This window comes from Neisseria sp. P0016.S008, from assembly GCF_051957775.1.
GTDB classification, from domain to species: Bacteria; Pseudomonadota; Gammaproteobacteria; order Burkholderiales; family Neisseriaceae; genus Neisseria; species Neisseria flavescens_B.
On record NZ_JBQCWB010000009.1, the window covers coordinates 25,014 to 46,410 of the forward strand.

Here is a 21,397-nt window from a genome sequence, read left to right on the forward strand (position 1 = left end):
GTTTCATCATGGCATCGGAAAAAATGGCGTTTGCTGTGTTATCAAATATCAATGAATACGCAGTCAAACCCGAATATTGTACCGTTTGGTATCTTTTTATGGCGTTTCGCCGTTATCCTTTATAATATCCCGGTTATTTTCTGTTTCATTCACAAAGGAACCGCATCATGTCCGAATGGTCAGCTCCAGAATTTGAATCCAAAATCTGTCCGCCCGAAAAGCTGGCGGAGCGTTTGGCGGCATTGCCCCGTCCGCTGGTGTTTACCAACGGCTGTTTCGATATTCTCCATAGGGGCCATGTAACCTATCTGGCGCAGGCGCGATCGGCCGGTGCGGCTTTGGTATTGGCGTTGAATACCGATGCGTCGGTGCGCCGTCAGGGCAAAGGGGACGACCGTCCGATTAATCCTTTGGAAAACCGCGCGGCAGTGGCAGCGGCATTGGAGAGCGTGGATTTGGTCACATGGTTTGATGACGACACGCCGGCCGCGTTGATTGAAATGGTCAAACCCGATGTATTGATTAAAGGCGGCGACTGGCCTGTGGATAAGATTGTCGGTGCGGCCGAGACGTTTGCGCGTGGCGGCAAAGTATTTTCGATTCCGTTTTTACACCAGACTTCGACCACCAAAACGTTGGCGAAAATCCGCGAAGCCGGAGGAGGCGAATGACGGATTTGAACAGCCGCCATTGGGCCTTGCTCGCCGCGCTTTCAGACGGCCTGCCGCAACACGTTTCTCAGTTGGCGCGAGTGGTCGGGATGAAGCCGCAACAATTAAACGGATTCTGGCAGCAGATGCCGGGCCATATCCGCGGTTTGCTGCGCCAGCACGACGGGCAATGGCGTTTGGTTCGCCCTTTGGCTGTGTTTTCCGAAGAATCTCTGCAACAAATGGCCGGAAAACAGGGTTTTCGTGCGCAGTTGAAACACGAATGTTCGTCCAGCAACGATGAAATCATGGCATTGGCGCGCCAGTCGGCGGACTTGGCGCATAAGGCCTTGTGTGTGGCGCATTTCCAAACTAAAGGACGCGGACGGCAAGGGCGGAGTTGGGTCAACCGACAGGGCGAATGTCTGATGTTCAGCTTGGGCTGGACGTTTGATAAGCCGCAATATGAGCTGGGTTCGCTGGCGTTGGTGGTGGCATTGGCTTGCCGCCGTGCGCTTGCCGATATTGGTTTGGACGTGAAGATCAAGTGGCCGAACGATTTGGTCGTAGCCAACGATAAATTGGCCGGTATTTTGATTGAAACGGCGCGGGTAGAGAATAAAACCGTCGCCGTCATCGGCATCGGCATCAATTTTGTATTGCCGAAAGAAGTTGAAAACGCCACTTCCGTGCAGGCCTTGTTTCAGGCGGCCTCTAAGCAGGGCGTAAGCGTCAAAACCTTGTTGAATGCGGTATTGGCGCAACTTGATGCGCTGTTGAACGAATACGCGCAAAACGGATTCGCGTCATGTGTCGGCGAATACGATGCCGCCAACCGCGACACGGGCAGACCAGTATTGTTGCTTCAGGAAGGACGTGTTGTCCACGAAGGCGTGGTCAAAGGCGTGGATGCGCAAGGCGCGTTGCGTTTGCAGACGGACAAAGGCGAAAAAACCATCGTCAGCGGCGAGATCAGTTTGCGCCCGGATAACCGCCCGGCACAACCTGCCGCTGCGAAACCAGAACGCTTTTTGCTGCTGGACGGCGGCAACAGTCAGTTGAAATGGGCGTGGGTAGAGAACGGCACATTTTCCGAAGTCGGCCGCGCGCCGTATCGTGATTTGACCCAGCTGGGCGAAGAATGGCTGCAATTTGCCGATGAAGATGTAAAGATTGTCGGTTGCGCCGTGTGTGGTTCGGTAAAAAAAGCGATGGTGGAAGAACAATTAACCCGTCCGGTCGAATGGCTGTCTTCCATGCCGCAGGCCTTGGGTATCCGCAACCATTATCGCCGCCCTGAAGAACATGGCTCCGACCGTTGGTTTAATGCGTTGGGCAGCCGCCGCTTTACGCAAAACGCCTGCGTCGTCGTCAGCTGCGGCACCGCCGTAACCACCGACGCGCTGACGGAAGACAATCATTATCTCGGTGGCACCATCATGCCCGGTTTCCACTTGATGAAAGAGGCGATGGCGCTCAAGACCGCCAATCTCAACCGCCCAATCGGCAAGGTATATCCGTTCCCAACCACAACGCCGAACGCCATTGCCAGCGGCATGATGGATGCCGTTTGCGGCGCGTTGATGATGATGCATGGCCGTCTGAAAGACAAAACGGGCAAGGGCAAACCGGTCGATATTATTATCACGGGCGGCGGCGCGGCCAGAGTCGTGCAGGCGCTGCCGGAGTCATTCGTTCATGACAATCAGGTGAAAATCGTCGATAATCTCGTGATTCACGGGCTCTTGCATTGGATTGCCCATCGCAACGGGCAATAAAAAGGAAAACGCATCATGAAATGGCTGTTTGCGGTCTTGGTCGCACTCAACATCATTGTTTTTGGCAGCATGGTTGCCTATCGAACACAACATAAAACCACCAAACCCGAATCTGCTTTGGAAGGCGGTACGCACGAATTATTGCGCCCGTCTTCTTTGGACGTGTCCAAAGCCGAGCCTCAGCAGGCATCGCAACCCGATTGGGTGGTGGTCGAATCAGACGGCCTGATTATGGCCGAACCTGAATCCGAAGAAGCGGAAGCCTTGCGTAAAAAGCAAGAAGCACAGCAGTTGAAAGAGAAAAAAGAAAAAATGCGCCGCGAGAAAGAGGCGCAAGAGCGTCGCGCCGCTGAAGAAGAAATGGGCGCGGCCGGCGTGGAACGCTTGTGTACCAGCAGCGCCACTGTGGTGATGGATGAAGACGATTACCACCGCATCAAAGGCCTGTTGGGCAAATGGCCTCATGCCGCCAGCCGCAGTATCGAAAAACGCAACGGCGCATCCGGTGGCGAGACTGCTTCCAAAACCTTCCGCGTGGTCTTGCCTGCCGACGGCGACACCTCCGCCCAGCTTGATGCCTTGGGCAGCCGCGGCTTTAGCGGCAGCATTCACAACGGCGAAATCAGCATTGACGTAACACGCAGCCGCTCTTCCGCCCAAGTTTTGATTTCACGCTTGTCCAGCGCAGGTTTCGGCGGCGCGCGCATTGTCGAACAGGAAGACAGAAGCGCACCCGATACCGGTTTGAGCGTGGCGCGCATGACCGTGGTCTTTATGGCGGTTGACGAGCGCGATGCCCAAGACATCAGAAACATTGTCGGCCGTTATGGCAAGTTGAACATGAAAACCTGCCGATAATAGTTTCAGACGGCATGATAAACCAAACGCCATAAAACACGAAACCCACTGTATCGGCAGTGGGTTTCATGTTTTTCGGTTTTGAGTATCTGATATAAAGGGGAACAGGTATGTTTCGTATATGCGCACTCCGAGTATTAAGAGATAATGGGGAAGAGGGGGATAAAATCTGTCGTTTAATGGCTCGGATTAGGACGTCTTCCGAGTGGTTTTGATTATACGCTAATAATAACTATTATCAATAGCAAAATTGAAAAAATAATAGGTTTTGTCGTAATGATTTGTTTTGTATGGAAATTAAATTTCGGTATCGGCTTTGCCGTGATTGAAAATGCCGTCTGAATAAAGACGGCCTTTTGTCTATTAGAATTTAGGCAGTGAGCATCCCTCAGGCGTGGTAATTCTACATTGTACAGCTCCCGAAGCTTGACATTTTCTTAAGGCTGCCGGTTCTGCTTGTCCAATAGAGGGCTCTGTTCCATAGAACGTTTTTACCTTTTTGCCAGATTGTCCTTGAGCAACGGCGATACAGCCGTTTCTAACAGATACTCCAATTACACATGGTGCATTACGGCCACCCTGTTCACAAGTTTTGATGGCTTGTTTTTTTGCAGCAGCAAGTGAATCCATCTCGATTGCACCGCCTGAAATACCTGTTTTAATGTTAACTGCCCATGCACCGTATTTTGAAGGAACATCGATATTGACAACGCTTGGTTGGTTTTGAGAATAACCATTATTAGAAGATTGTGGTCTGCCAACGTTATATAAAATTTGTCTGCCGGAGCTGTCGATAATACGACAGGTTCCAGTTGCCGGTTGGTATTCACCGCCACAGCCGTTGGCATAAACATTAAGACTTGCCAGTCCTAGCAATAAAAAAAGTAACTTTTTCATTTCAATTCCAATCTATTTATTATTTGAATCTTTATCAGCCTGCCGCTACATCAATCCTACGATGATTTGTTATCTTCTTTAAGCGGCTGACGTTGAAATAGGGTAAGGCAAACATTTCGACCCATGTTTCAGACGGCCTTTTGATTTGTTTCAATCACTCATAAACCCAAACAATCACATATCCAAAGCCATATAAAATAACGGCACTTTGTCTATTAGAATTTAGGCATAGAGCAACCTTCGGTGGCAATAATTCTACATTGTAAAGCTCCATTTTCTTGACATTTTCTCAAGGCTTCATCTTCAGCCATCCCTGGATAGGAGGTTATACCAAAAAAAGCTGAACCATCTTTTCCTTGAGCGACAGCGATACAGCCATTGCGAACCCAAGCCTCAACTTTACATGGTTTATTTTTTCCACCTTCTTCGCAGGTTTTAATAGCTTGTTTTTTTGCAGAGGCAAGCGAATCCATCTCGAGTGCGCCACCTGATATACCTGTTTTAGGATTGATTGCCCATGCACCGTATTTTGAAGGGACATTGATATTAACGATTTCCGTAGTTCGTCTTTGTTGGTGGTAACCAGATGAGCCACAATTACGGTTATATCCGTATTGACATAAACCAGGGTCATTTTGTAATGCGCCCCTAGTTGCATCATAGGTAGGATTAGCAATGCAAATATTAAGACTTGCCAGTCCTAGCAATACAACAAGTAACTTTTTCATTTTAATTCCAATCTATTTATTATTTGAATCTTTATCAGCCTGCGCTGCATCAATCATACGATGATTTGTTATCTTCTCTACGCGGCTGACGTTGAACTAGGGTAAAGCAAACATTTCGACCCTATATTTCAGACGGCCTTTTGATTTGTTTCAATCACTCATAAACCCAAGCAATCAACATATCCAAAGCCATATAAAATACCGTATAATCAAGGCCAAATTAACTTTGCCTGCTTGTCGGGCCGTCTGAAAAATTATGCAACAAACCTACGCCGCCGTACAGCGAGATTTGCTCGAAGCCAACCATCTTTCCCCCGATTTGCTCGCCCAAAGCCTGAGCATTATCGGCGCCAACCATGTCGATTATGCCGACATCTATTGTCAGCGCACTGCCTATGAAAGTTGGCATCTGGAAGAAGGCATCGTTAAATCGGGCAGTTTTCAAATCGATCAGGGCGTGGGCGTGCGTGCCGTTTCGGGCGATAAAACTGCTTTTGCCTACGCCGACAGCCTGTGTATCGATTCGATCAACCGCTCTGCCAAAGCCGTGCGCGTGATTGGTGCGGCCGGCAACGAGGCCAGTGTCAAAGTGCCGACACCTGCCTACGGCAAGCCTGTCCACATGGCGATTGACCCTATTGCCAGCCTTGATTCCGCTGCCAAAGTCGCGCTGTTGAACAAAGTCGAAACGCTGGCCAAAGCCGCCGATCCGCGTATCGTGCAAGTGATGGCCGGTTTGACCTGCGAATACGACATGGTGTACATCGCCCGTCTGGACGGTAAACACGCTGCCGACATCCGCCCGATGGTGCGCATGAACGTAACCGTCATTGCCAAGCAGGGCGAGCGTCGCGAGCAGGGCAGCGCGGGCGGCGGCGGACGTTATGATTTGGCGTATTTCGATGAAAACTTGGTGCATCGGTTTGTCGATTCCGCCGTCAAACAAGCCCTAACCAATCTCGAATCCCGTCCTGCGCCTGCCGGCGAGATGACCGTTGTTTTGGGCAACGGCTGGCCGGGCGTGTTGTTGCATGAAGCGGTCGGACATGGTTTGGAAGGCGATTTCAACCGCAAAGAAACCAGCGTTTTTTCCGGTCGAATCGGCGAGCGCGTGGCCGCCAAAGGCGTTACCGTTGTGGATCAAGGCGATATTGCCGACAGACGCGGTTCGCTCAATATCGACGACGAAGGCAACGAAACCCGCCGTACGGTATTGATTGAAGACGGTATTTTGGTCGGCTATATGCAGGACGAAACCAACGCCCGCCTGATGGGCACGCAATCGACCGGCAACGGCCGCCGCGAAAGTTACGCTTCCGCACCTATGCCGCGCATGACCAATACCTTTATGGAAAACGGCGGCTATGAGCCGGAAGAAATCATCGCGTCCATCGACAAGGGCATTTACGCGGTCAACTTCGGCGGCGGACAAGTGGACATTACCAGCGGCAAGTTTGTGTTCAGCGCATCCGAAGCGTGGTGGGTGGAAGGCGGCAAGCTGCAATATCCTGTCAAAGGTGCGACCATTATCGGCAACGGCCCCGAAGTGCTGAAACACGTTTCCATGATAGGCAACGACTCCGCGCTCGATAGCGGCATCGGCGTCTGCGGCAAAGAAGGGCAGAGCGTTCCTGTCGGCGTCGGACAACCGACCCTGAGGATTGATGCCGGACTGACCGTCGGTGGTAGCGAAATTTAAACGGCAGGCCGTCTGAAAGGTTTCAGACGGCCTTTTACATTAGGATAAAACCATGCAGGAAGAGAATCGGAAATCAAGTTTTCCCATAGTGATGTTGCTGGTGTCGGTTGCCCTTTGGATAGCATCTTTGTCCAATGTTGCATTTTATTTGGGCAATCATGAAAGCATGAAGGGTGTAACCGTTTTGATTTTGGGGTCGATATTTGCTTCTTTGGATATCAGGTATTGTGCGGCCTATGCCAATTATGTTTGGTTGGCGGCCATTGTTTTGCTGGCGTTGCGGAAGAAGGTCGTGCCTGTCCATGCGGCGCTTTGGGGCTTGGCGCTGGTGGCTTTCAGTGTGAAAGCCGTACACGTCGATGAAGCAGGGAATACAGCGGATATTGTGCGCTACGGTGCTGGATTTTATTTGTGGTATGCCGCATTTGCGGTTGCCACCATCGGCACGTTTGCCGGAAAGAATAGGGAAAGAAAAGCCGCAACGCTGGCAGATGGGACGAAAAATGACGCTTGATGAATGGTTGCGCCAATCGGCACTGCCCAAAAACGAAGCGCGGATGTTGTTGCAATATGCGCTGGGTTATACGCGCGCGCAGCTAGTGACACGCGGTACGGACGATTTGGCAGAATCCGCCCTGCAAACCTTGGAGATTTTGACGCAACGCCGTTTGCAAGGCGAGCCGATGGCCTATCTGTTGGGCGAACGCGAGTTTTACGGACGACGCTTTGCCGTCAATCCGCATGTGCTGATTCCACGCCCTGAAACCGAGCATTTGGTGGAAGCCGTGCTCAAACGCTTGCCACAGCAAGGCCGCGTGTGGGATTTGGGAACGGGCAGCGGCGCCATTGCCGTGACCGTCGCGCTTGAACGCGTTGATGCCGATGTTCGCGCATCCGACATCAGCGTCGGTGCTTTGGATACCGCCCGTCAAAATGCGGCAGAATTGGGTGCAAAAGTCGAGTTTGCGCAGGGTTCGTGGTTTGATACCGACAGGCCGTCTGAAGGCCGATACGATGTGATTGTTTCCAATCCGCCGTATATCGAGAACGGCGATGAACATTTGTCGCAAGGTGATTTGAGGTTTGAACCGCAAAACGCGTTGACCGACTTTTCAGACGGCCTCAGCCATATCCGCCACATTATTCAAGAAGCCCCAAAATACCTGAAAGCTAACGGCTGGCTGCTGTTTGAACACGGCTATGACCAAGGCGAAGCAGTACGGAACATTATGTTGGAGAACGGTTTTGCCGAAGTGGCAACCGAACAGGATTTGGCTGGATTGGACAGGGTCACGCTGGGGCGTTTGCCTGCTTAATGGGCATGGTTTGTCGAAATATAAAAAAGGGCGTGTCGATCACGCCCTTTTGGTTTTTTGGTTTAGCTGTTCAGACGGCCTGATTTAACGCCAAGCAGCGACGAACTCCGCCCAGTGTTGTTTTTCTTCGGCTTGTGCGGCCAGATAATGTTTGATGCGTTTGATTTCGACTTCGTATTCGTCGGCATCGAGCGCGCCGCTCATCATGCGAAAGCGCATATACATCAGGTAGGTATTGGCGGCATCGGTTTCGCAGTAGTCGCGGATGTCTTTCAGACGGCCTGCATGATAAGCGTCCCAGACCTTGCTACCGTCCATGCCCAGTTTGCCGGGGAAGCCGCAGAGTTTGGCCATATCGTCCAAAGGCACGCTGGCACGCGGTTGGTAGAGGGCGAGCAAATCCATCAGGTCGCAATGGCGGGAGTGGTAGCGGCTGATGTAGTTGTTCCACTTAAAGTCGCGGCTGTCGCCAAAGTCGCCGTCGCCCATGTCCCAATAACGGGCGGCGCTGATGCCGTGTATCAGGGCGCGGTAGTGGAGGACGGGCAGGTCGAAACCGCCGCCGTTCCAGCTGACGAGTTGCGGCGTATAGTTTTCGATGACCTCGAAGAATTTGGCAATCATGACTTCTTCGCTGTCTTCGGGATCGCCGATGGTACTGACGCGGATTTTGTCCTGACCCCAGCGCATACAGCAGGAGATGGCGACGACTTGGTGCAGATGGTGTTGCATAAAGTCGCTGCCGGTTTTGGTGCGGCGTTGCTGCTGGGCAAACAGGACGACTTCGTTGTCGGGCAAATCGGCAGGCAAATCGTAAAGCTGGCGGATGCCGTTTACGTCGGGAATGGTTTCGATGTCGAAGGCAAGTATCGGAGTCATGGCGTGATCGGGTTGGATAAGGGATGATGTCATTGTGGCATGACGGCGCAGATAAAAAAAGAGGCAATCCCCCACAGGATTGCCCCAATACCTCAAATCAGAGATTTACGCTTCACAAACAATACAGGCTTTCACCTGCGGCTTTACAGATGCAGCTCAACTCTGCATCGGTAAACTTTCATTTCGGGCATTGCACCGAAATCCTCTAAAATACCGCAATTTCTTGCAATATCAGAAAATTGCTTACAAAAGTATCTAAAACCGGCGAGGCCGTCTGAACGTTTTGTAATTTGATGTAGTGAAATTTACGCGAATTTTTACAGTTTGCCAAGTATTTTTTTCTGAAGGCTAGTTTCGGTATAAATTTCAGGTATTGTCATATTTTTGCAATTATATTTCATAATTGTTTTAAATTTAGATATTTATTTTGTTTTTTTAAATTTTAATTTAATTTTATTTCATATTTTGAATGATTAAAATGTATATTTTCAGATGGACTGTTTTTTAATATATTGTTTTTAAAAGAAATTAAATTTAATATGTAAATGAAAAAAGTGTATTGGCCTGATGTTTTTCATTTGAGAAAAAATATAGGGTTGTTTGAAAGTTTCAATCACGATGAAAAAAGTTGTTTTTAAAGCATTTAAAGCAGAATATTATTTGATTGTTTAAAACCAAACATGAGTTTCGGTTTGATTCAATTAAAATGAAAAAGCGGCGAAAGAAGGATTTCGTCGCTTTTTGCATATTCAAATTGTAATTCAATGTAGTCAATAAAAGCTGCTTTCGCCTTCGGGACGGGTTTTGAAGCGTTTATGCAGCCAGAAATATTGTTCGGGATGCTCGCGTACCCGCTCTTCGATGAAGTCGTTCATGCGCTGGGTATCGGCTTCGACATCTTCGGTCGGGAAATTGTCCCAAGCCGGATAGAAGCGCAGGGTTACGGTATTGTCGGCTTCGCGCGTGGGAATGGCGGGAATGATTTTGGCTTTGGTCATGCCGGCGATACGGCTGAGGCCGGTAATCGTGGCCGTCTGAATGCCGAAGAAATTGACGAAAATGGAATCGTTGCGGCCGAAGTCTTGGTCGGGCAGATAAAGAAAGGGCGCATCGCTTTTGCGCAGGTGTTTGATGATGGCGCGCAGGCCTTCTGTGCGGCCGATCAGGAAAACATTGTTGTAGCGGTGGCGGCCTTTCAGGATCTGCTCGTCCAGGGCTTTGTTTTTTTGGTGCGAATACATGCTGGTCAGCGGCACATCCTGATTGAGCGTGTAAACCGCCATTTCAAATGCGGTAAAGTGCGGATAGAGGATGATGACTTTTTCGCCGGCGGCGAGGGCTTCGTCAAGATGGTGTTTGTCTTGATAGCGTACCAACGAGCGCAGCTTGTCCGCAGGCGCGTACCAGTAGAGGCCGTATTCGAGTATCAGCTTGGCCATGTGTTGGAAATGGCGTTTGAGCAGGGCAGTGCGCTGGCTGTCGTTTAGCTCGGGAAAGCATTTTTTGAGGTTTACCTCGCCGACTTTGCGGCGTGGTTTGACTGCGTAATAGGCGAGAATACCGATCGCGTCGGCAATCTTGTGCAACACGCAAAAAGGCAGCAGGCGGATGAGATAGAGAAAAAGGAAGGCGGCTTTCATGAAGGCTCGCTGTATGTGGGCAAAGGGCTATTATAACCGAAAGGCCGTCTGAAAACGGGCTGGAACATATTTCAGACGGCCTGAATGTCGGCCTACCATTGAAAACGGCCGCGCTTGACCTGCAAGCCGTCGGGGTTGAGTTGCGAAGCCAATCCGTGATTGCGCAGGGCGTGGGTGAGGGCGACGGCGAGTCCGTCGGCGGCATCGGCTTGCGGTGTACCTGAAAGTGCAAGCATTTGGACCACCATATGCTGCACCTGCTCTTTGGCGGCCTTACCCTTGCCAACCACCGCCTGCTTGACCTGAAGCGCGGTGTATTCAAACACGGGCAAATCGTGCATGACCAAAGCGGCAATCGCGGCACCGCGCGCCTGACCGAGCATTAACGTCGCGGCTGGGTTGACGTTGACGAACACTTGTTCGATGGCTGCCTGATGCGGCTGATAGTGGCGGATGATTTCATCGATATGGCGGACAATCACGGCGATGCGTTCGGAAAGCGACGCGCCGGTCGGCGTTTTGATACAGCCGGAAGCAACATAATGATGTTCGCGGCCGTGGACATCAATAACGCCGAAGCCGGTTACGCGACTGCCGGGGTCGATGCCGAGAATGCGTGTAGGTTGGAACTGGGACATAGTGCGTGTTTAAAGTAATCGGTGTTTCAGGGCAGGCAGGCGCGTGCGCACGCTTTGCAGTCGCGCGGTATCCAAATCGGCACAAATTACGCCTTCGCCTTCCGACAACGTCGCCAACACATCGCCCCAAGGGTCGATAATCATACTGTGGCCGAATGTGCGGCGGCCGCTTTCATGCAGTCCACCTTGTGCCGACGCGATGACGTAGCATTGGTTTTCCACTGCGCGGGCGCGCAGCAGCAATTCCCAATGCGCCTTGCCGGTCGTGTAGGTAAACGCGGCCGGCAACAGCAAAACATCAAACGGCTGCTGGGCGCGGAAAAACTCAGGAAAGCGCAAATCGTAGCAGACGCCGGCCGCCAGCGGAACATCGTCCACGCTCAATTTCGGCACATCGCTGCCTGCCAGTATCGTATCGGCTTCGGCGTAGCGTTCGCCCAAACCGGAAAAGCCGAAAAGGTGCATTTTGTGGTAAAGCCCGACTCGGTTGCCGTCGCGGTCATACACCAGCATCGTGTTCATCACCTTGCCCGCGTCTGGGCTTTGCAGCGGAACCGTACCGCCAAACAACACCACGCCGCATTCCCTTGCCGTTTCGCTTAAGGCCGTCTGAAAACGGGTGTCGCAGGTTTCGCCGACGCGTCCATCGTCCAAAGGCTCGGCAAATGCCAGCTTGTCCGTATCGTTTTTGCCCATCAGCGGCCAATATTCGGGCAGCAACACCCAATCCGCCCCTTGTTCGGCCGCCTCGCGGACAAGGCGTTTCATCGTGGCAATATTGGTTTCGGGGTTGGTGGACGACACCATTTGCACCGCGGCAGCGCGTAAAGAGTGCATCATCAAAACTCCTGTCAGATTTTGCAAGAATTGTAACTTGTTTACGCACAAGGCCGATACAATCGCCTCACAATTCCTCTCCAAAAAAGGATAAACCATGAACTTGAAACTTCTCCTCACTGCCGCACTTTCCACCGCCGCACTGGCCGCACATGCCGACGTACAGCTTTACGGCAGCATCAAAAGCGGCATCGAAACCTCGCAAACCCGTTTTGGCGGCCAAACATACAGCCGAACTGCCGTTGCCGACCAAGGCAGCCACATCGGTTTACGCGGCTCGCATCCGATTGGCGGCGGAACGAATTTTATTTGGGAAGTCGAACAAGACACACCGGTCGGCAAAAGCGGCTCCATCCGCCAAGACTGGCGCGAACGCCGAGATAATTTTGGCCGTTAAAGGAAAGATTGGATAGTAAAGGCCGTCTGAAAGATTTTCAGACGGCCTGTTTTTTATAGTGAGGTCGATTGATTTAAAGAATACACGTAAAAGGCGGTAATCAATAATATCTTAATATTTTCAAAATTTAACAATTTTATATAACTTATTGATTATTTATAAAATTAATAAAATATTGGGTAGCTGATTAAAAAATCAGCATTGGCATTGCTTGCAAATTAAAAAATTATCAAGTAAGGTTAAATGCAAGCGGTTTTATCAGTGAATTAAATATTAATCAATAAGATAGGATTATATAACTATGAATGAAGATATTATCAAAGGAAAATGGGAGCAACTTAAAGGTAAAGCCAAAGAAAAATGGGGCGAGCTGACAAACGACGATTTGGACATCATCGAAGGCAAGCGCGATCAGTTGGCTGGTAAAATCCAAGAGCGTTACGGTCGCACTAAAGATGAAGCTGAAAAAGAAATTGATGATTGGTTGAACAGCTAAGACCGTTGAATTTCATAATAAACGGTCGTATCCCCCTCGACCGTTTTATATTAAACCGAAAGGAAAAAATCATGCTTCATTATTCGATCGTTTTCTTTATAATCGCTATTATTGCAGCTGTATTAGGTTTCGGTGGTATTGCAGGTAGTGCGGCAGGCATAGCCAAAATTTTATTTGCCGGTTTCTTGATCTTGTCGGTGATATCACTGATTTTTGGCAGGAAGAAATAATACCTGTAAACCAATAAGGTTGTATCAAGCCACCATTCCGTCAAATAGGCCGTCTGAACAATCAGGATAACTGGTTTTCAGACGGCCTTTGTTCTTATAATAGCGGTTTATTGTTTCCACACACACCTAGCAACGGAGTTTCCATGCAGTTTTCAGCATTCGGTGAAAAATTCACACAACACAGCGGTATTTTGCAGTTGATGGACGATTTGGGCGATGCGCTCAAAAGTGACAAGCCCGTCAACATGCTTGGCGGCGGCAATCCGGCGAAGATTGCTGAAGTCAATGCGGTGTTCGCCGATGTGTTTTCTAAACTGGCGGCGGAACACGCTGTTGAGAATATCGGCAATTATTCCAATCCGCAGGGCGATGCGGCGCTGATTGCGGCTTTGACTGAGTTTCTCAACCGCGAATACGGCTGGAACCTGACGGCGGACAATATCGCGCTGACCAATGGTTCGCAAAACGCGTTTTTCTATTTGTTCAACCTGTTTGGCGGCAAATTCAATCTTTCAGACGGCCAAACGGCTGAGAAAGCCATTTTGTTGCCGCTTGCGCCTGAATATATCGGTTATGCCGACGTGCATGTCGAAGGGCAGCATTTTATTTCGGTGAAGCCGAAAATCGAAAATGTCGAACACGAAGGCGAAGCAGGCTTTTTCAAATACCGCGTGGACTTTGACGCGCTGGAGAGCCTGCCTGAATTGAAAGAGGGCAAAATTGGTGCGATTTGCTGTTCGCGCCCGACCAACCCGACCGGCAATGTGTTGACCGACGGAGAGATGGCGCGTTTGGACGCTTTGGCGCAGGAGCATGGGATTCCGCTGATTATCGACAACGCTTACGGAATGCCGTTCCCGAATATTACTTACAGTGATGTGACGCTCAACTGGCACGAAAACATCATCCTCTGCTTCAGCCTTTCTAAAATCGGCCTGCCCGGCGTGCGTACCGGCATTATTGTCGCTGCGCCGGAAGTGGTCAAAGCCGTCAGCAGTTTGAATGCGATTGTGAACCTGTCGCCTACGCGTTTCGGCGCGGCGATTGCGGCTCCGCTGTTAAACGACGGCCGTCTGAAACAGCTGGCCGACCAAGTGATTCAGCCGTTTTACCGTCGGCAGGCGCAAACGGCGGTTTCCCTGCTCAAACGCGAATTGGGCGCGTATCCGTTGAAAATCCACAAGCCTGAAGGTGCGATTTTCTTGTGGCTTTGGTTTGAAAACCTGCCTGTTTCGTCGCAAACCTTGTACGAAATGCTTAAAGCCGAAGGCACGCTGATTATTCCGGGCGAGCATTTCTTCGTCGGCATCGACACGCAGGATTACCCGCACGCCCGCGAGTGCATCCGCATGAGCATTGCGCAGGACGCGGAAACGCTGGAAAAAGGCATTGCCGCGATCGGTCGCGTGGTGCGCGGTTTGTATGATAAAAAATAAATGCTTTGAATAGGCAAAGGCCGTCTGAAACGTGGGTAATCAGGTTTCAGACGGCCTTTTTGTCGGATTTAGATATGGTGGATAACCAGTTTTTTGCCTTCGTAATCGAGGACGTTGACGTCCATATCGAATAAGGTTTTGATGTTTTCGGCGGTGAAAATATCGTTGGGCTTGCCCTGCATGGCGACTTGGCCGTTTTTCATGGCGACGACGTAATCGGCGTAGGCGGCGGCCTGGTTGATGTCGTGTAGGACGACGACGGTGGTGCGTTTGTGTTCGTCGGTCAGTCGGCGCAGGATTTGCATGAGGGAGCGGGCATGATACATGTCGAGGTTGTTCAGCGGTTCGTCCAGCAAAACGTAGTCGGTGCGCTGGCAGAACACCATGGCAATCATGGCGCGTTGGCGTTGGCCGCCGGAAAGCTCGGTCAGGTAGCGGTCGGCAAAGTCTTGCAGGTGGAACTCGGTGAGCGCTTCTTCGACGATGGTTTTATCCGTTTCAGACGGCCTGCCTTGGTGGTAGGGATAGCGGCCGAACATGAGCAGGTCGCGCACGGTAATGCGGCTCATGATGCTGTTTTCTTGGGTGAGGATGGAAAGCGTGCGGGCGAGTTCGGCGGTGGGGGTGGTTTTGATGTCTTTGCCTGCGTAGCTGATGTCGCCGCGTACCAAGGGCTGCAGGCGCGCCATAAAAGAGAGGAGGGTGGACTTGCCTGCGCCGTTCGGGCCGATCAGCGCGGTAATGCCGCCTTCGGGGATGTCGAGGCTGACGTCGTTGAGGATGGGGTTGCTGCCGATGGTGTGGCTGACGTTGCGGATGGTAATCATAGGCGGGTCCGAAAATGGGAAATTGGGGTTTCAGATGGCCTTGAGTTTTAAGGCCGTCTGAAACTTATTGATTATGACGTTTTAGATTTCGCTGACGGTGACAAATTCGGGATTGTCGGCTTGGTCGATCAGGAAGGCGCGGACGCGTTCTTGCCAAAGCTCGCCGAATTGTTTGAGTTCGTCGGTACTTGCGCTGCCGCTGACGGCTTTGGGCATGATGTCGCGCATTTGCGGCGCAAAGGGTTGGAGCGCGGCGTTGAGGCTGACGGCAACGGTTTTGCCGGTATCGCGGCGGCGGAGCGCGAGTGTGCCGTTGATTTCGCCTGCACCAAAGGACAAGAGGTGGCGGCGGGCAAAGCGTCCGGCTGGGCCTACGCCGCCAAAGCCGGTTTCGGGTGCCGCGCCGGTAAGGAGTTGGACGACGGAAGCGGTTACGCCGGTCGTGCCTTCGTCACGCTCGCCCTGCATAAAGGCTTCGATGTCGCCGCGTTGCGGCAGCTCTTCGCCGTAAAGGGCTTTCAGGCCTTTGACCACCATCAGGTAGGCACCGGCGACGGTCGGGCAGGAGTGGCCGCACAGGCGCACGGCATCGGCGTAGCGGTAAGTGAGGATGCCGTTTTCGGCCGCGCCGAGGAAGTCGGCCAATGCGTCTTGGACGGTAATGGTCGGGGCGTCATCGAAGAATGAAGGGAGGCGTTCTTGTGTCATGAGGGTTATCCTTTATGGGTTTGCTTAGGCCGCCTGAAGGTTTCAGACGGCCTGAAACCTTTGCGGCATACTGTTTGCTGCGCTTTGAGCGGCATTTGCATTCAGTATTGCGGCAAAGGTTTCGGACTGAAACTGCGGTGTTATTTTAGGAGTATTTTTTTGTCCTGTATAAATTTTTCCGCCAGTTTTGTCGCGCCGTGGGTGTTGAGGTGGTTGGTGTCGAAATATATCGGCAGGCCGTCTATGGTTTTGTCTGCCGGAATAGGCTCCATGATGTTGACCCAATGCACGGCAGGCCGCTGTTTGACTATGTTTTCTATGGTTTTTTCCGCTTCGGCGGAGCGGGCAATTTCCGCTTTTTTATGCTCGGAAACGTATTGCATATCGATGCCGAGACGCTGTTTCAGGTAGTAATGGCGCAGGGGCAGTTGCGCGCTCATCGGCGTGTCGGCAAAGACGTAAACCTGTTTACCCTGTTGAATCAGGGTGTCGAGCATTTTGCCGAAATGCTCCGTAAAACCAGGCTTGTCGGTATACAGGAACCAACGTTGCGAGATAAAGACCACCGGATAGTTTTCGACTTTTTGTGCGATAAAGCGGTTGTAAGGGTTGCAACGGTTGGCACGGCGGTCGCTTTGCGGCAGGAGGAAGCCGAAGGCAACGCCGCAACTGTTGGACGAGATAATGTCGGCGGCAAAGCCTTCCTGTTTGCCCACCATATCGATAAAGGGCGTCAGGTGGGCGGCGTGGGAGTCACCCATCAGCAGGACTTTGCTGCTTTGGTTTTCCGCGCCGACAGCGCAGTCGGTTTTGGTCAAGGTATCCGCGCAGATTTTACTTTCGTCAACCGTATATAGGTTTGCCTCGTATGCGGCCGGTTTGGCAGTCAGCAGGTAGCCGACGGCAGGAATCAGCAGGGCGAAATAGGCAGCGATTACTCCGATGAATTTTTGGGTGGTGAAATTCTTTATCCGTCGCGCCGGTGTTTCGACAAAGTAATAGGACAAAACAGACAAGCCGGACATCAGCACCACTGCCAATACAATCGCGGACATTGGCAAAGCGTTGTCCATGTAAACATAGCGCATGACGGCTAAGACCACCCAATGCCACAGATACAGCGAATAGGAAATCAAACCGATAAACACAACAGGCTTGAGGCTCAACAGTTTGGCGGTATTGAAGCCGTTTTGCGTTTGCAGGGTTTTGCCCGAGTAAATCAAGCCGCCAACCGCCGTACAGCACAGCAGCCGTTCGATATTGCCTTCGCCGGGCAATACGCCGTAAGGAAGCAGCAACATGGCGGCAATCACCGCCATCATCGCCCAGCCGACCACAGGTGTGCTGAAACGGTCGTTGGTTTGGGAGGGCGGAATAAAGGCAAAAAGTGCGCCGATCAGCAGCTCATATGCGCGCACATAAGGCAGGAAATAAGGATCCATGCCGAAGGTGGGCAAAAAGACGGACAACAGGCTCAATACAATCAGCAAAAGGATGAATTGGCGGATGTTGCGCCCTTTGCTGAATCGGAAAAAAGCAGTCAGCAAAACTGGAAAAACAAAGTAAAACTGCTCCTCTAGCGATAAAGACCAAATGTGTTGCAAAGGTTTTTCCGCTGCATCGGCATCGAAATAACCGCCGCGCCGTGCAAAAAACAGGTTGGCCGAAAACAGCAACGCAAACACTGCGGATTTGACGTATTGGCGCAGGTCAAACGACAAGAAAAAGATTGCGGCGGCCAAGTTCGTACACAGCAATACGCAGGAGAAAACGGGCAAAATGCGCTTCGCGCGGCGTTTGTAAAACTCTAAAAACGAAAAACTGCCGTTTTGCATTTCGCGGCTGATGATGGTGGTGATCAGATAGCCTGACAGGACGAAAAACATATCCACGCCGAGAAAGCCGCCGGGCAGCCAAGCGGCATCAATGTGGAAAATAATGACAGCCAAGACTGCCAACGCCCGGATGCCGTCCAAGTCGGGACGGTATTTTAATGTCGTGCTCATTTTTTGTAATTTTAGTAAATCCAGTAATGTTTACTATGAGTACATGTCAGAAATTTAGTTTCATTTCAAGGATTAAATATTTTGAAAACATGGATTTCAGACGGCCTGAATTTATTTTTGCGAGCGTTTGGGCACGTTTAATTTATTTCTTTTTCAACACCAAATATAAAAATACCAATCCGCCTGCAAATTCGACGACTACGCTCAATACGGCCTGCATGCCGAGGAAGTGTTCGAAGATGGTTTGCCCGCCGACCAATAGGATGCCGCCGACACAAAAAGTCATGGGCAGGCGGACGGAATGTTTCACCGACGGGGAAAAATGGTTGGCCAGCGCGGCGACCAGCAGGCCGAAAAAGCTTACCGGGCCGACAACGGCGGTCGCGGTCGCAACCAGCGCAGCGATCCAGAGCAGCAGCCATAAGGTATTGCGCGTGTAGTTGATGCCCAAATTAATGGACTGATTGCGGCCGAGCAAGTAAACGTCGAGGCGGTGGCGTTCGCGCCAGATCACGGCGGCGCTGATGAGCAACACGACTGCGCCGATGCCCAACAATTCCGAGTGGACGGTATTGAAGGTGGCAAACATATTCGCCTGCGCCGCGGTAAATTCTTCGGGGTCAATCATGCGCGAAAGCAGCGATGACAGGCTGCGGAACAAAATCCCGAAAATCACGCCGATTAAAATCATGCGCGACAAATCGCGCCCCCCCTGTTTGATGAGCGTGTAGAACAGCAGCAGTGAGCCGCCCATCATGACGACCAGTTCAAAGCCGAATTTGCCCGTCAACGGCAAGGAAGCATAGCCCACGCCGCCGAGCGTAAACACCAGCAAGGTCTGCAAAAACACATACAGCGAATCGAAACCCAAAATCGAAGGGGTCAGAATCGGATTGTTGGTCAGCGTTTGGAAGAGTTGCGTGGACACGCCGACCGCATAGGCGACCATCAGCAGCGCGGCAAGCTTGGTCAGGCGCAGGTGCAAGACAAAGTCCCAGTCGCCTTTGACGTTGAGTGTCATAAACAGAATGCAGGAAACCAGCAACAGCGCAAAGGCGACCCACAACGGACGGCTGCTTCCTGCCATAAAACCGATATTTTTTTCAGACGGCATGAGCAGGTTTCCTTAATAAAAGCCACAAAAACAAAACCGTCCCCATCACGCCAAAAACCGTAGAGACCGGAATTTCAAATGGAAACACAATCACGCGTCCGACAATATCGCACAGCAATACTAAAGACGCGCCCAGCAAGGCCACCGCAGGCAGGCTTTGGCGCAGCTTGTCACCCATCAGGCGGCTGATGATGTTCGGCACGACTAGGCCGATAAACGGAATATTGCCGACCGTCACGACCACCAAAGACGTAATCAGTGCCACAATAATCAGCCCCGACCACAGAATCGCCGTCCGGTTCAGCCCCAAATTCACGCTTACTGTTTCGCCCAAACCCAAAATCGTCAGCTGGTCGGCAATTAAATAGGCAAACAAAGCCAAAATCCCCGTTGCCCACAACAATTCATACCGCCCGAGCAACACGCCGGAAAAATCGCCCTGTTGCCACACGCCCAGCATTTGCAGCATTTCGTTTTCATACGCGATAAAGGTGGCCACCGCCTCAATCACACCGCCGAAAATAATCCCGACCAAAGGCACCATCAGTTGCGCGGTCGGCGGCAGGCGGCGGATCAGCAGCATAAAGACCAACATCCCGATCAGCGCGGCAACGGCGGCAACCGACATTTTTGCCAGCAGCGGCGCGGCCGGAAGTAGCAGGGTCATCAACAGCAAACCCAAAGCCGCGCTTTGGCTTGCGCCCACCATCGACGGTTCGACAAAACGGTTGCGCATCAAAATCTGCATAATCATGCCGGCCACTGCCATCGACGCACCCGTCAGCACAATCGCAAACGTGCGCGGCAGGCGGCTGATGAACATGACTTGCTGGCTGTCGGATAGCGAAAACAGGGCGGACCATTTGAATTCGGCCACGCCGACCGACAGGCTGACGGCAAACAATATCAGCAGCGCCACACCGTTGACCGCATTTAAAAATGAAGGTTTGTGAAACATAAAATGGTTCGGAAAAAAATAAGGCCGTCTGAACGAAGGGTTAAGGTATTTGGCAAAAAAGGGCAGGTTTGCCCATCATAAAAACAGATGCAAACAGGCAAAAATTGTCCATTTGCACCATGTATTTTCAGACGGCCTAGATCCAATGACTTCAGGTCAAGCAGCTTGATCCTGTGCATCATCAAACCGTTCAGGCCGTCTGAAAGAAGCGGGCGGCTATGCCCGCGCCGAATTACTTGGCGGCATTAAACGCATCGCTTACCTGTTTAGAAGCATTCAGCAATTCTTGTGCGCCGCCGGCCGCCAGATAAGTTTCAGGAACAAGGTAAACCACCTGTCCTTTTTTCCAAGCGGTCGTTTCGGCAACCAGTGGATTGTTCAACACATCTTTTGCCGCCTGACCTTCTTCGCCGATGGCCGCGCCGCGGTCCAAAACAAACAGCCAATCAGGGTTTTTCTCTTTCAAGTATTCAAAGCTGATAGGCTGGCCGTGGCTGCCTTCTTTAATCGATTCATCAACAGCGGGAACGCCGATGTCTTTATGCAACCAACCGCCCAAACGGGAGGAAGGGCCGAAAGCCGACATCTTGCCGCCGTTGACCAATACCACCAAACCCTTGCCTTTGCCTTGCGCAGCGGTTTTCGCCGCTTCAAACGAAGCATCGATTTCCGCTTTCAGTTTGTCCGCTTCGGCCTGTTTGCCGAAGATTTGCGCCAGCGCGTCGATGCGCTCTTTGGAACTTTCTTTCAGATTGGCGGTTTCGGCGGTCATTTCGATGGTCGGTGCAATCTCGTTCAACTTATCAAACGCTTTGGCTGCACGGCTGCCGATGATGATGAGCTGCGGTTTGTAAGCGTTGAGTGCTTCGTAGTCAGGCTCAAACAGTGTGCCGGCAGGTTTGGTGGTTTTGAAATATTCATCCAAGTAGGGCAGGCGGTTTTTGTCGATGGACAAACCGGTTTTCACGCCCAATTTGTTTAAAGTATCGAGCATGCCCAAATCGTAAACGGCGATACGCTCTGGATTTTGCGGCACTTTCGCATCGCCGCGCGCGGTTTTCACCGTCAGGCTTGCACCTTCGGTTTGGGCGGCAGAAGCGGAAGCAGTTTGCGCCTGATTGGAAGCAGAATCTTTCGGTGAACACGCACCCAAAGCGAGGGCGCAGCATACGGCTAAAGCAGTCAAACGTAACATAGAGTCTCTCCGTGGTCGGAAATAAAGTAAATCGAAATGATAACTTGTATCGGGCTATAAAGCTAGACGCCGTCTGAAAACTTTTGTTTTCAGACGGCCTTTTCAAGCTG

22 protein-coding genes are annotated in these 21,397 nt (G+C 51.4%); 10 read left to right on the top strand and 12 right to left on the bottom strand.

Annotated features, from left to right (window positions below):
* The first annotated feature begins 164 nt into the window (after positions 1 to 164).
* The 3 genes from rfaE2 to ACTHS8_RS10150 are packed head-to-tail and all read left to right on the top strand — an operon-like array spanning position 165 to position 3,286.
* Positions 165 to 671 (top strand): D-glycero-beta-D-manno-heptose 1-phosphate adenylyltransferase, encoded by a 507-nt coding sequence (gene rfaE2, locus ACTHS8_RS10140; RefSeq protein WP_094192836.1) that lies wholly within the window; start codon positions 165 to 167, stop codon positions 669 to 671.
* On the top strand, positions 668 to 2,428 hold the full coding sequence (locus ACTHS8_RS10145) for a bifunctional biotin--[acetyl-CoA-carboxylase] ligase/type III pantothenate kinase (RefSeq protein ID WP_440373636.1): 1,761 nt from the start codon (positions 668 to 670) through the stop codon (positions 2,426 to 2,428). The genes rfaE2 and ACTHS8_RS10145 overlap by 4 nt, the downstream gene beginning before the upstream one ends.
* A gap of 15 nt (positions 2,429 to 2,443) precedes the next feature.
* Positions 2,444 to 3,286: a cell division protein gene (locus tag ACTHS8_RS10150; RefSeq protein ID WP_440373637.1), complete on the top strand. Its 843-nt coding sequence runs from the start codon at positions 2,444 to 2,446 to the stop codon at positions 3,284 to 3,286.
* Between the two features lie 363 nt (positions 3,287 to 3,649).
* Here the strand turns inward: ACTHS8_RS10150 and ACTHS8_RS10155 are convergent, their stop codons facing one another.
* Positions 3,650 to 4,183 (bottom strand): DUF4189 domain-containing protein, encoded by a 534-nt coding sequence (locus ACTHS8_RS10155; protein ID WP_440373638.1) that lies wholly within the window; start codon positions 4,181 to 4,183, stop codon positions 3,650 to 3,652.
* Positions 4,184 to 4,398: 215 nt separating this feature from the next.
* Positions 4,399 to 4,911, bottom strand: a complete 513-nt coding sequence (locus ACTHS8_RS10160) for a DUF4189 domain-containing protein (protein ID WP_440373639.1) — start codon at positions 4,909 to 4,911, stop codon at positions 4,399 to 4,401.
* 256 nt (positions 4,912 to 5,167) lie between these two features.
* On the opposite strand from ACTHS8_RS10160, the gene tldD reads away from it, so the two are divergent.
* From tldD to prmC, 3 genes are read left to right on the top strand one after another with little or no spacing between them, the layout of a single operon-like run.
* Positions 5,168 to 6,610, top strand: a complete 1,443-nt coding sequence (tldD, locus tag ACTHS8_RS10165) for a metalloprotease TldD (RefSeq protein WP_440373640.1) — start codon at positions 5,168 to 5,170, stop codon at positions 6,608 to 6,610.
* A gap of 52 nt (positions 6,611 to 6,662) precedes the next feature.
* Complete coding sequence (locus tag ACTHS8_RS10170) at positions 6,663 to 7,124, top strand: hypothetical protein (protein ID WP_440373641.1); 462 nt, start codon at positions 6,663 to 6,665, stop codon at positions 7,122 to 7,124.
* Positions 7,114 to 7,926: a peptide chain release factor N(5)-glutamine methyltransferase gene (gene prmC / locus ACTHS8_RS10175; protein WP_440373642.1), complete on the top strand. Its 813-nt coding sequence runs from the start codon at positions 7,114 to 7,116 to the stop codon at positions 7,924 to 7,926. Before ACTHS8_RS10170 ends, prmC begins: the two co-directional genes overlap by 11 nt.
* An 84-nt stretch (positions 7,927 to 8,010) precedes the next feature.
* On the opposite strand, the gene ACTHS8_RS10180 is transcribed toward prmC, so the two are convergent.
* From ACTHS8_RS10180 to ACTHS8_RS10195, 4 genes are all read right to left on the bottom strand, one after another.
* On the bottom strand, positions 8,011 to 8,805 hold the full coding sequence (locus tag ACTHS8_RS10180) for a 3'-5' exonuclease (RefSeq protein WP_039862538.1): 795 nt from the start codon (positions 8,803 to 8,805) through the stop codon (positions 8,011 to 8,013).
* A gap of 770 nt (positions 8,806 to 9,575) precedes the next feature.
* Complete coding sequence (locus tag ACTHS8_RS10185; RefSeq protein WP_440373651.1) at positions 9,576 to 10,460, bottom strand: lipid A biosynthesis lauroyl acyltransferase; 885 nt, start codon at positions 10,458 to 10,460, stop codon at positions 9,576 to 9,578.
* A 77-nt stretch (positions 10,461 to 10,537) separates the two neighbouring features.
* Positions 10,538 to 11,083 (bottom strand): crossover junction endodeoxyribonuclease RuvC, encoded by a 546-nt coding sequence (ruvC, locus tag ACTHS8_RS10190; protein WP_003684216.1) that lies wholly within the window; start codon positions 11,081 to 11,083, stop codon positions 10,538 to 10,540.
* A gap of 9 nt (positions 11,084 to 11,092) precedes the next feature.
* Complete coding sequence (locus ACTHS8_RS10195) at positions 11,093 to 11,923, bottom strand: carbon-nitrogen hydrolase family protein (RefSeq protein WP_004520969.1); 831 nt, start codon at positions 11,921 to 11,923, stop codon at positions 11,093 to 11,095.
* A gap of 94 nt (positions 11,924 to 12,017) precedes the next feature.
* On the opposite strand from ACTHS8_RS10195, the gene ACTHS8_RS10200 reads away from it, so the two are divergent.
* The 4 genes from ACTHS8_RS10200 (at position 12,018) to ACTHS8_RS10215 (ending at position 14,479) form a co-directional block, all read left to right on the top strand.
* Positions 12,018 to 12,317, top strand: a complete 300-nt coding sequence (locus tag ACTHS8_RS10200; RefSeq protein ID WP_004520970.1) for a porin — start codon at positions 12,018 to 12,020, stop codon at positions 12,315 to 12,317.
* Positions 12,318 to 12,618: 301 nt separating this feature from the next.
* A complete protein-coding gene (locus tag ACTHS8_RS10205) occupies positions 12,619 to 12,813 on the top strand; it encodes a CsbD family protein (RefSeq protein ID WP_004520971.1) in 195 nt (64 codons plus the stop codon).
* Between the two features lie 71 nt (positions 12,814 to 12,884).
* Positions 12,885 to 13,043, top strand: a complete 159-nt coding sequence (locus ACTHS8_RS10210; protein WP_039862543.1) for a DUF1328 domain-containing protein — start codon at positions 12,885 to 12,887, stop codon at positions 13,041 to 13,043.
* A 143-nt stretch (positions 13,044 to 13,186) separates the two neighbouring features.
* On the top strand, positions 13,187 to 14,479 hold the full coding sequence (locus ACTHS8_RS10215) for a valine--pyruvate transaminase (protein WP_004520973.1): 1,293 nt from the start codon (positions 13,187 to 13,189) through the stop codon (positions 14,477 to 14,479).
* A gap of 68 nt (positions 14,480 to 14,547) precedes the next feature.
* On the opposite strand, the gene ACTHS8_RS10220 is transcribed toward ACTHS8_RS10215, so the two are convergent.
* From ACTHS8_RS10220 to ACTHS8_RS10245, 6 genes are all read right to left on the bottom strand, one after another.
* The gene (locus tag ACTHS8_RS10220) at positions 14,548 to 15,306 is read right to left on the bottom strand and encodes an iron ABC transporter ATP-binding protein (protein ID WP_039862545.1); all 759 of its coding nucleotides are present in this window, start codon (positions 15,304 to 15,306) and stop codon (positions 14,548 to 14,550) included.
* An 81-nt stretch (positions 15,307 to 15,387) separates the two neighbouring features.
* Positions 15,388 to 16,014 carry an FmdE family protein gene (locus ACTHS8_RS10225; protein ID WP_004520976.1) on the bottom strand — a complete coding sequence of 209 codons (627 nt, stop codon included), beginning with the start codon at positions 16,012 to 16,014 and terminating at the stop codon, positions 15,388 to 15,390.
* A gap of 140 nt (positions 16,015 to 16,154) precedes the next feature.
* Entirely contained in the window at positions 16,155 to 18,020 is a 1,866-nt protein-coding gene (locus ACTHS8_RS10230; RefSeq protein ID WP_440373643.1) for an acyltransferase family protein, read from the bottom strand.
* A 142-nt stretch (positions 18,021 to 18,162) separates the two neighbouring features.
* Positions 18,163 to 19,134, bottom strand: coding sequence for an iron chelate uptake ABC transporter family permease subunit (locus tag ACTHS8_RS10235; RefSeq protein WP_440373644.1), 972 nt, complete (start codon positions 19,132 to 19,134; stop codon positions 18,163 to 18,165).
* The gene (locus ACTHS8_RS10240) at positions 19,124 to 20,092 is read right to left on the bottom strand and encodes an ABC transporter permease (RefSeq protein ID WP_063068311.1); all 969 of its coding nucleotides are present in this window, start codon (positions 20,090 to 20,092) and stop codon (positions 19,124 to 19,126) included. The genes ACTHS8_RS10235 and ACTHS8_RS10240 overlap by 11 nt, the downstream gene beginning before the upstream one ends.
* A 232-nt stretch (positions 20,093 to 20,324) precedes the next feature.
* Positions 20,325 to 21,287: a siderophore ABC transporter substrate-binding protein gene (locus tag ACTHS8_RS10245; protein ID WP_440373645.1), complete on the bottom strand. Its 963-nt coding sequence runs from the start codon at positions 21,285 to 21,287 to the stop codon at positions 20,325 to 20,327.
* Positions 21,288 to 21,397: the final 110 nt, after the last annotated feature.

Bases quoted from the DNA above. Each gene is read 5' to 3' on its own strand.
- ACTHS8_RS10230 (WP_440373643.1), bottom strand. From the start codon at position 18,020: ATGAGCACGACATTAAAATACCGTCCCGACTTGGACGGCATCCGGGCG.
- ACTHS8_RS10235 (WP_440373644.1), bottom strand. From the start codon at position 19,134: ATGCCGTCTGAAAAAAATATCGGTTTTATGGCAGGAAGCAGCCGTCCG.
- ACTHS8_RS10205 (WP_004520971.1), top strand. From the start codon at position 12,619: ATGAATGAAGATATTATCAAAGGAAAATGGGAGCAACTTAAAGGTAAA.
- tldD (WP_440373640.1), top strand. From the start codon at position 5,168: ATGCAACAAACCTACGCCGCCGTACAGCGAGATTTGCTCGAAGCCAAC.
- ACTHS8_RS10245 (WP_440373645.1), bottom strand. From the start codon at position 21,287: ATGTTACGTTTGACTGCTTTAGCCGTATGCTGCGCCCTCGCTTTGGGT.
- ACTHS8_RS10145 (WP_440373636.1), top strand. From the start codon at position 668: ATGACGGATTTGAACAGCCGCCATTGGGCCTTGCTCGCCGCGCTTTCA.
- ACTHS8_RS10170 (WP_440373641.1), top strand. From the start codon at position 6,663: ATGCAGGAAGAGAATCGGAAATCAAGTTTTCCCATAGTGATGTTGCTG.
- ACTHS8_RS10225 (WP_004520976.1), bottom strand. From the start codon at position 16,014: ATGACACAAGAACGCCTCCCTTCATTCTTCGATGACGCCCCGACCATT.
- ACTHS8_RS10155 (WP_440373638.1), bottom strand. From the start codon at position 4,183: ATGAAAAAGTTACTTTTTTTATTGCTAGGACTGGCAAGTCTTAATGTT.
- ACTHS8_RS10160 (WP_440373639.1), bottom strand. From the start codon at position 4,911: ATGAAAAAGTTACTTGTTGTATTGCTAGGACTGGCAAGTCTTAATATT.
- ACTHS8_RS10195 (WP_004520969.1), bottom strand. From the start codon at position 11,923: ATGATGCACTCTTTACGCGCTGCCGCGGTGCAAATGGTGTCGTCCACC.
- ruvC (WP_003684216.1), bottom strand. From the start codon at position 11,083: ATGTCCCAGTTCCAACCTACACGCATTCTCGGCATCGACCCCGGCAGT.
- ACTHS8_RS10150 (WP_440373637.1), top strand. From the start codon at position 2,444: ATGAAATGGCTGTTTGCGGTCTTGGTCGCACTCAACATCATTGTTTTT.
- ACTHS8_RS10215 (WP_004520973.1), top strand. From the start codon at position 13,187: ATGCAGTTTTCAGCATTCGGTGAAAAATTCACACAACACAGCGGTATT.
- prmC (WP_440373642.1), top strand. From the start codon at position 7,114: ATGACGCTTGATGAATGGTTGCGCCAATCGGCACTGCCCAAAAACGAA.
- ACTHS8_RS10240 (WP_063068311.1), bottom strand. From the start codon at position 20,092: ATGTTTCACAAACCTTCATTTTTAAATGCGGTCAACGGTGTGGCGCTG.
- ACTHS8_RS10210 (WP_039862543.1), top strand. From the start codon at position 12,885: ATGCTTCATTATTCGATCGTTTTCTTTATAATCGCTATTATTGCAGCT.
- ACTHS8_RS10200 (WP_004520970.1), top strand. From the start codon at position 12,018: ATGAACTTGAAACTTCTCCTCACTGCCGCACTTTCCACCGCCGCACTG.
- ACTHS8_RS10180 (WP_039862538.1), bottom strand. From the start codon at position 8,805: ATGACTCCGATACTTGCCTTCGACATCGAAACCATTCCCGACGTAAAC.
- ACTHS8_RS10220 (WP_039862545.1), bottom strand. From the start codon at position 15,306: ATGATTACCATCCGCAACGTCAGCCACACCATCGGCAGCAACCCCATC.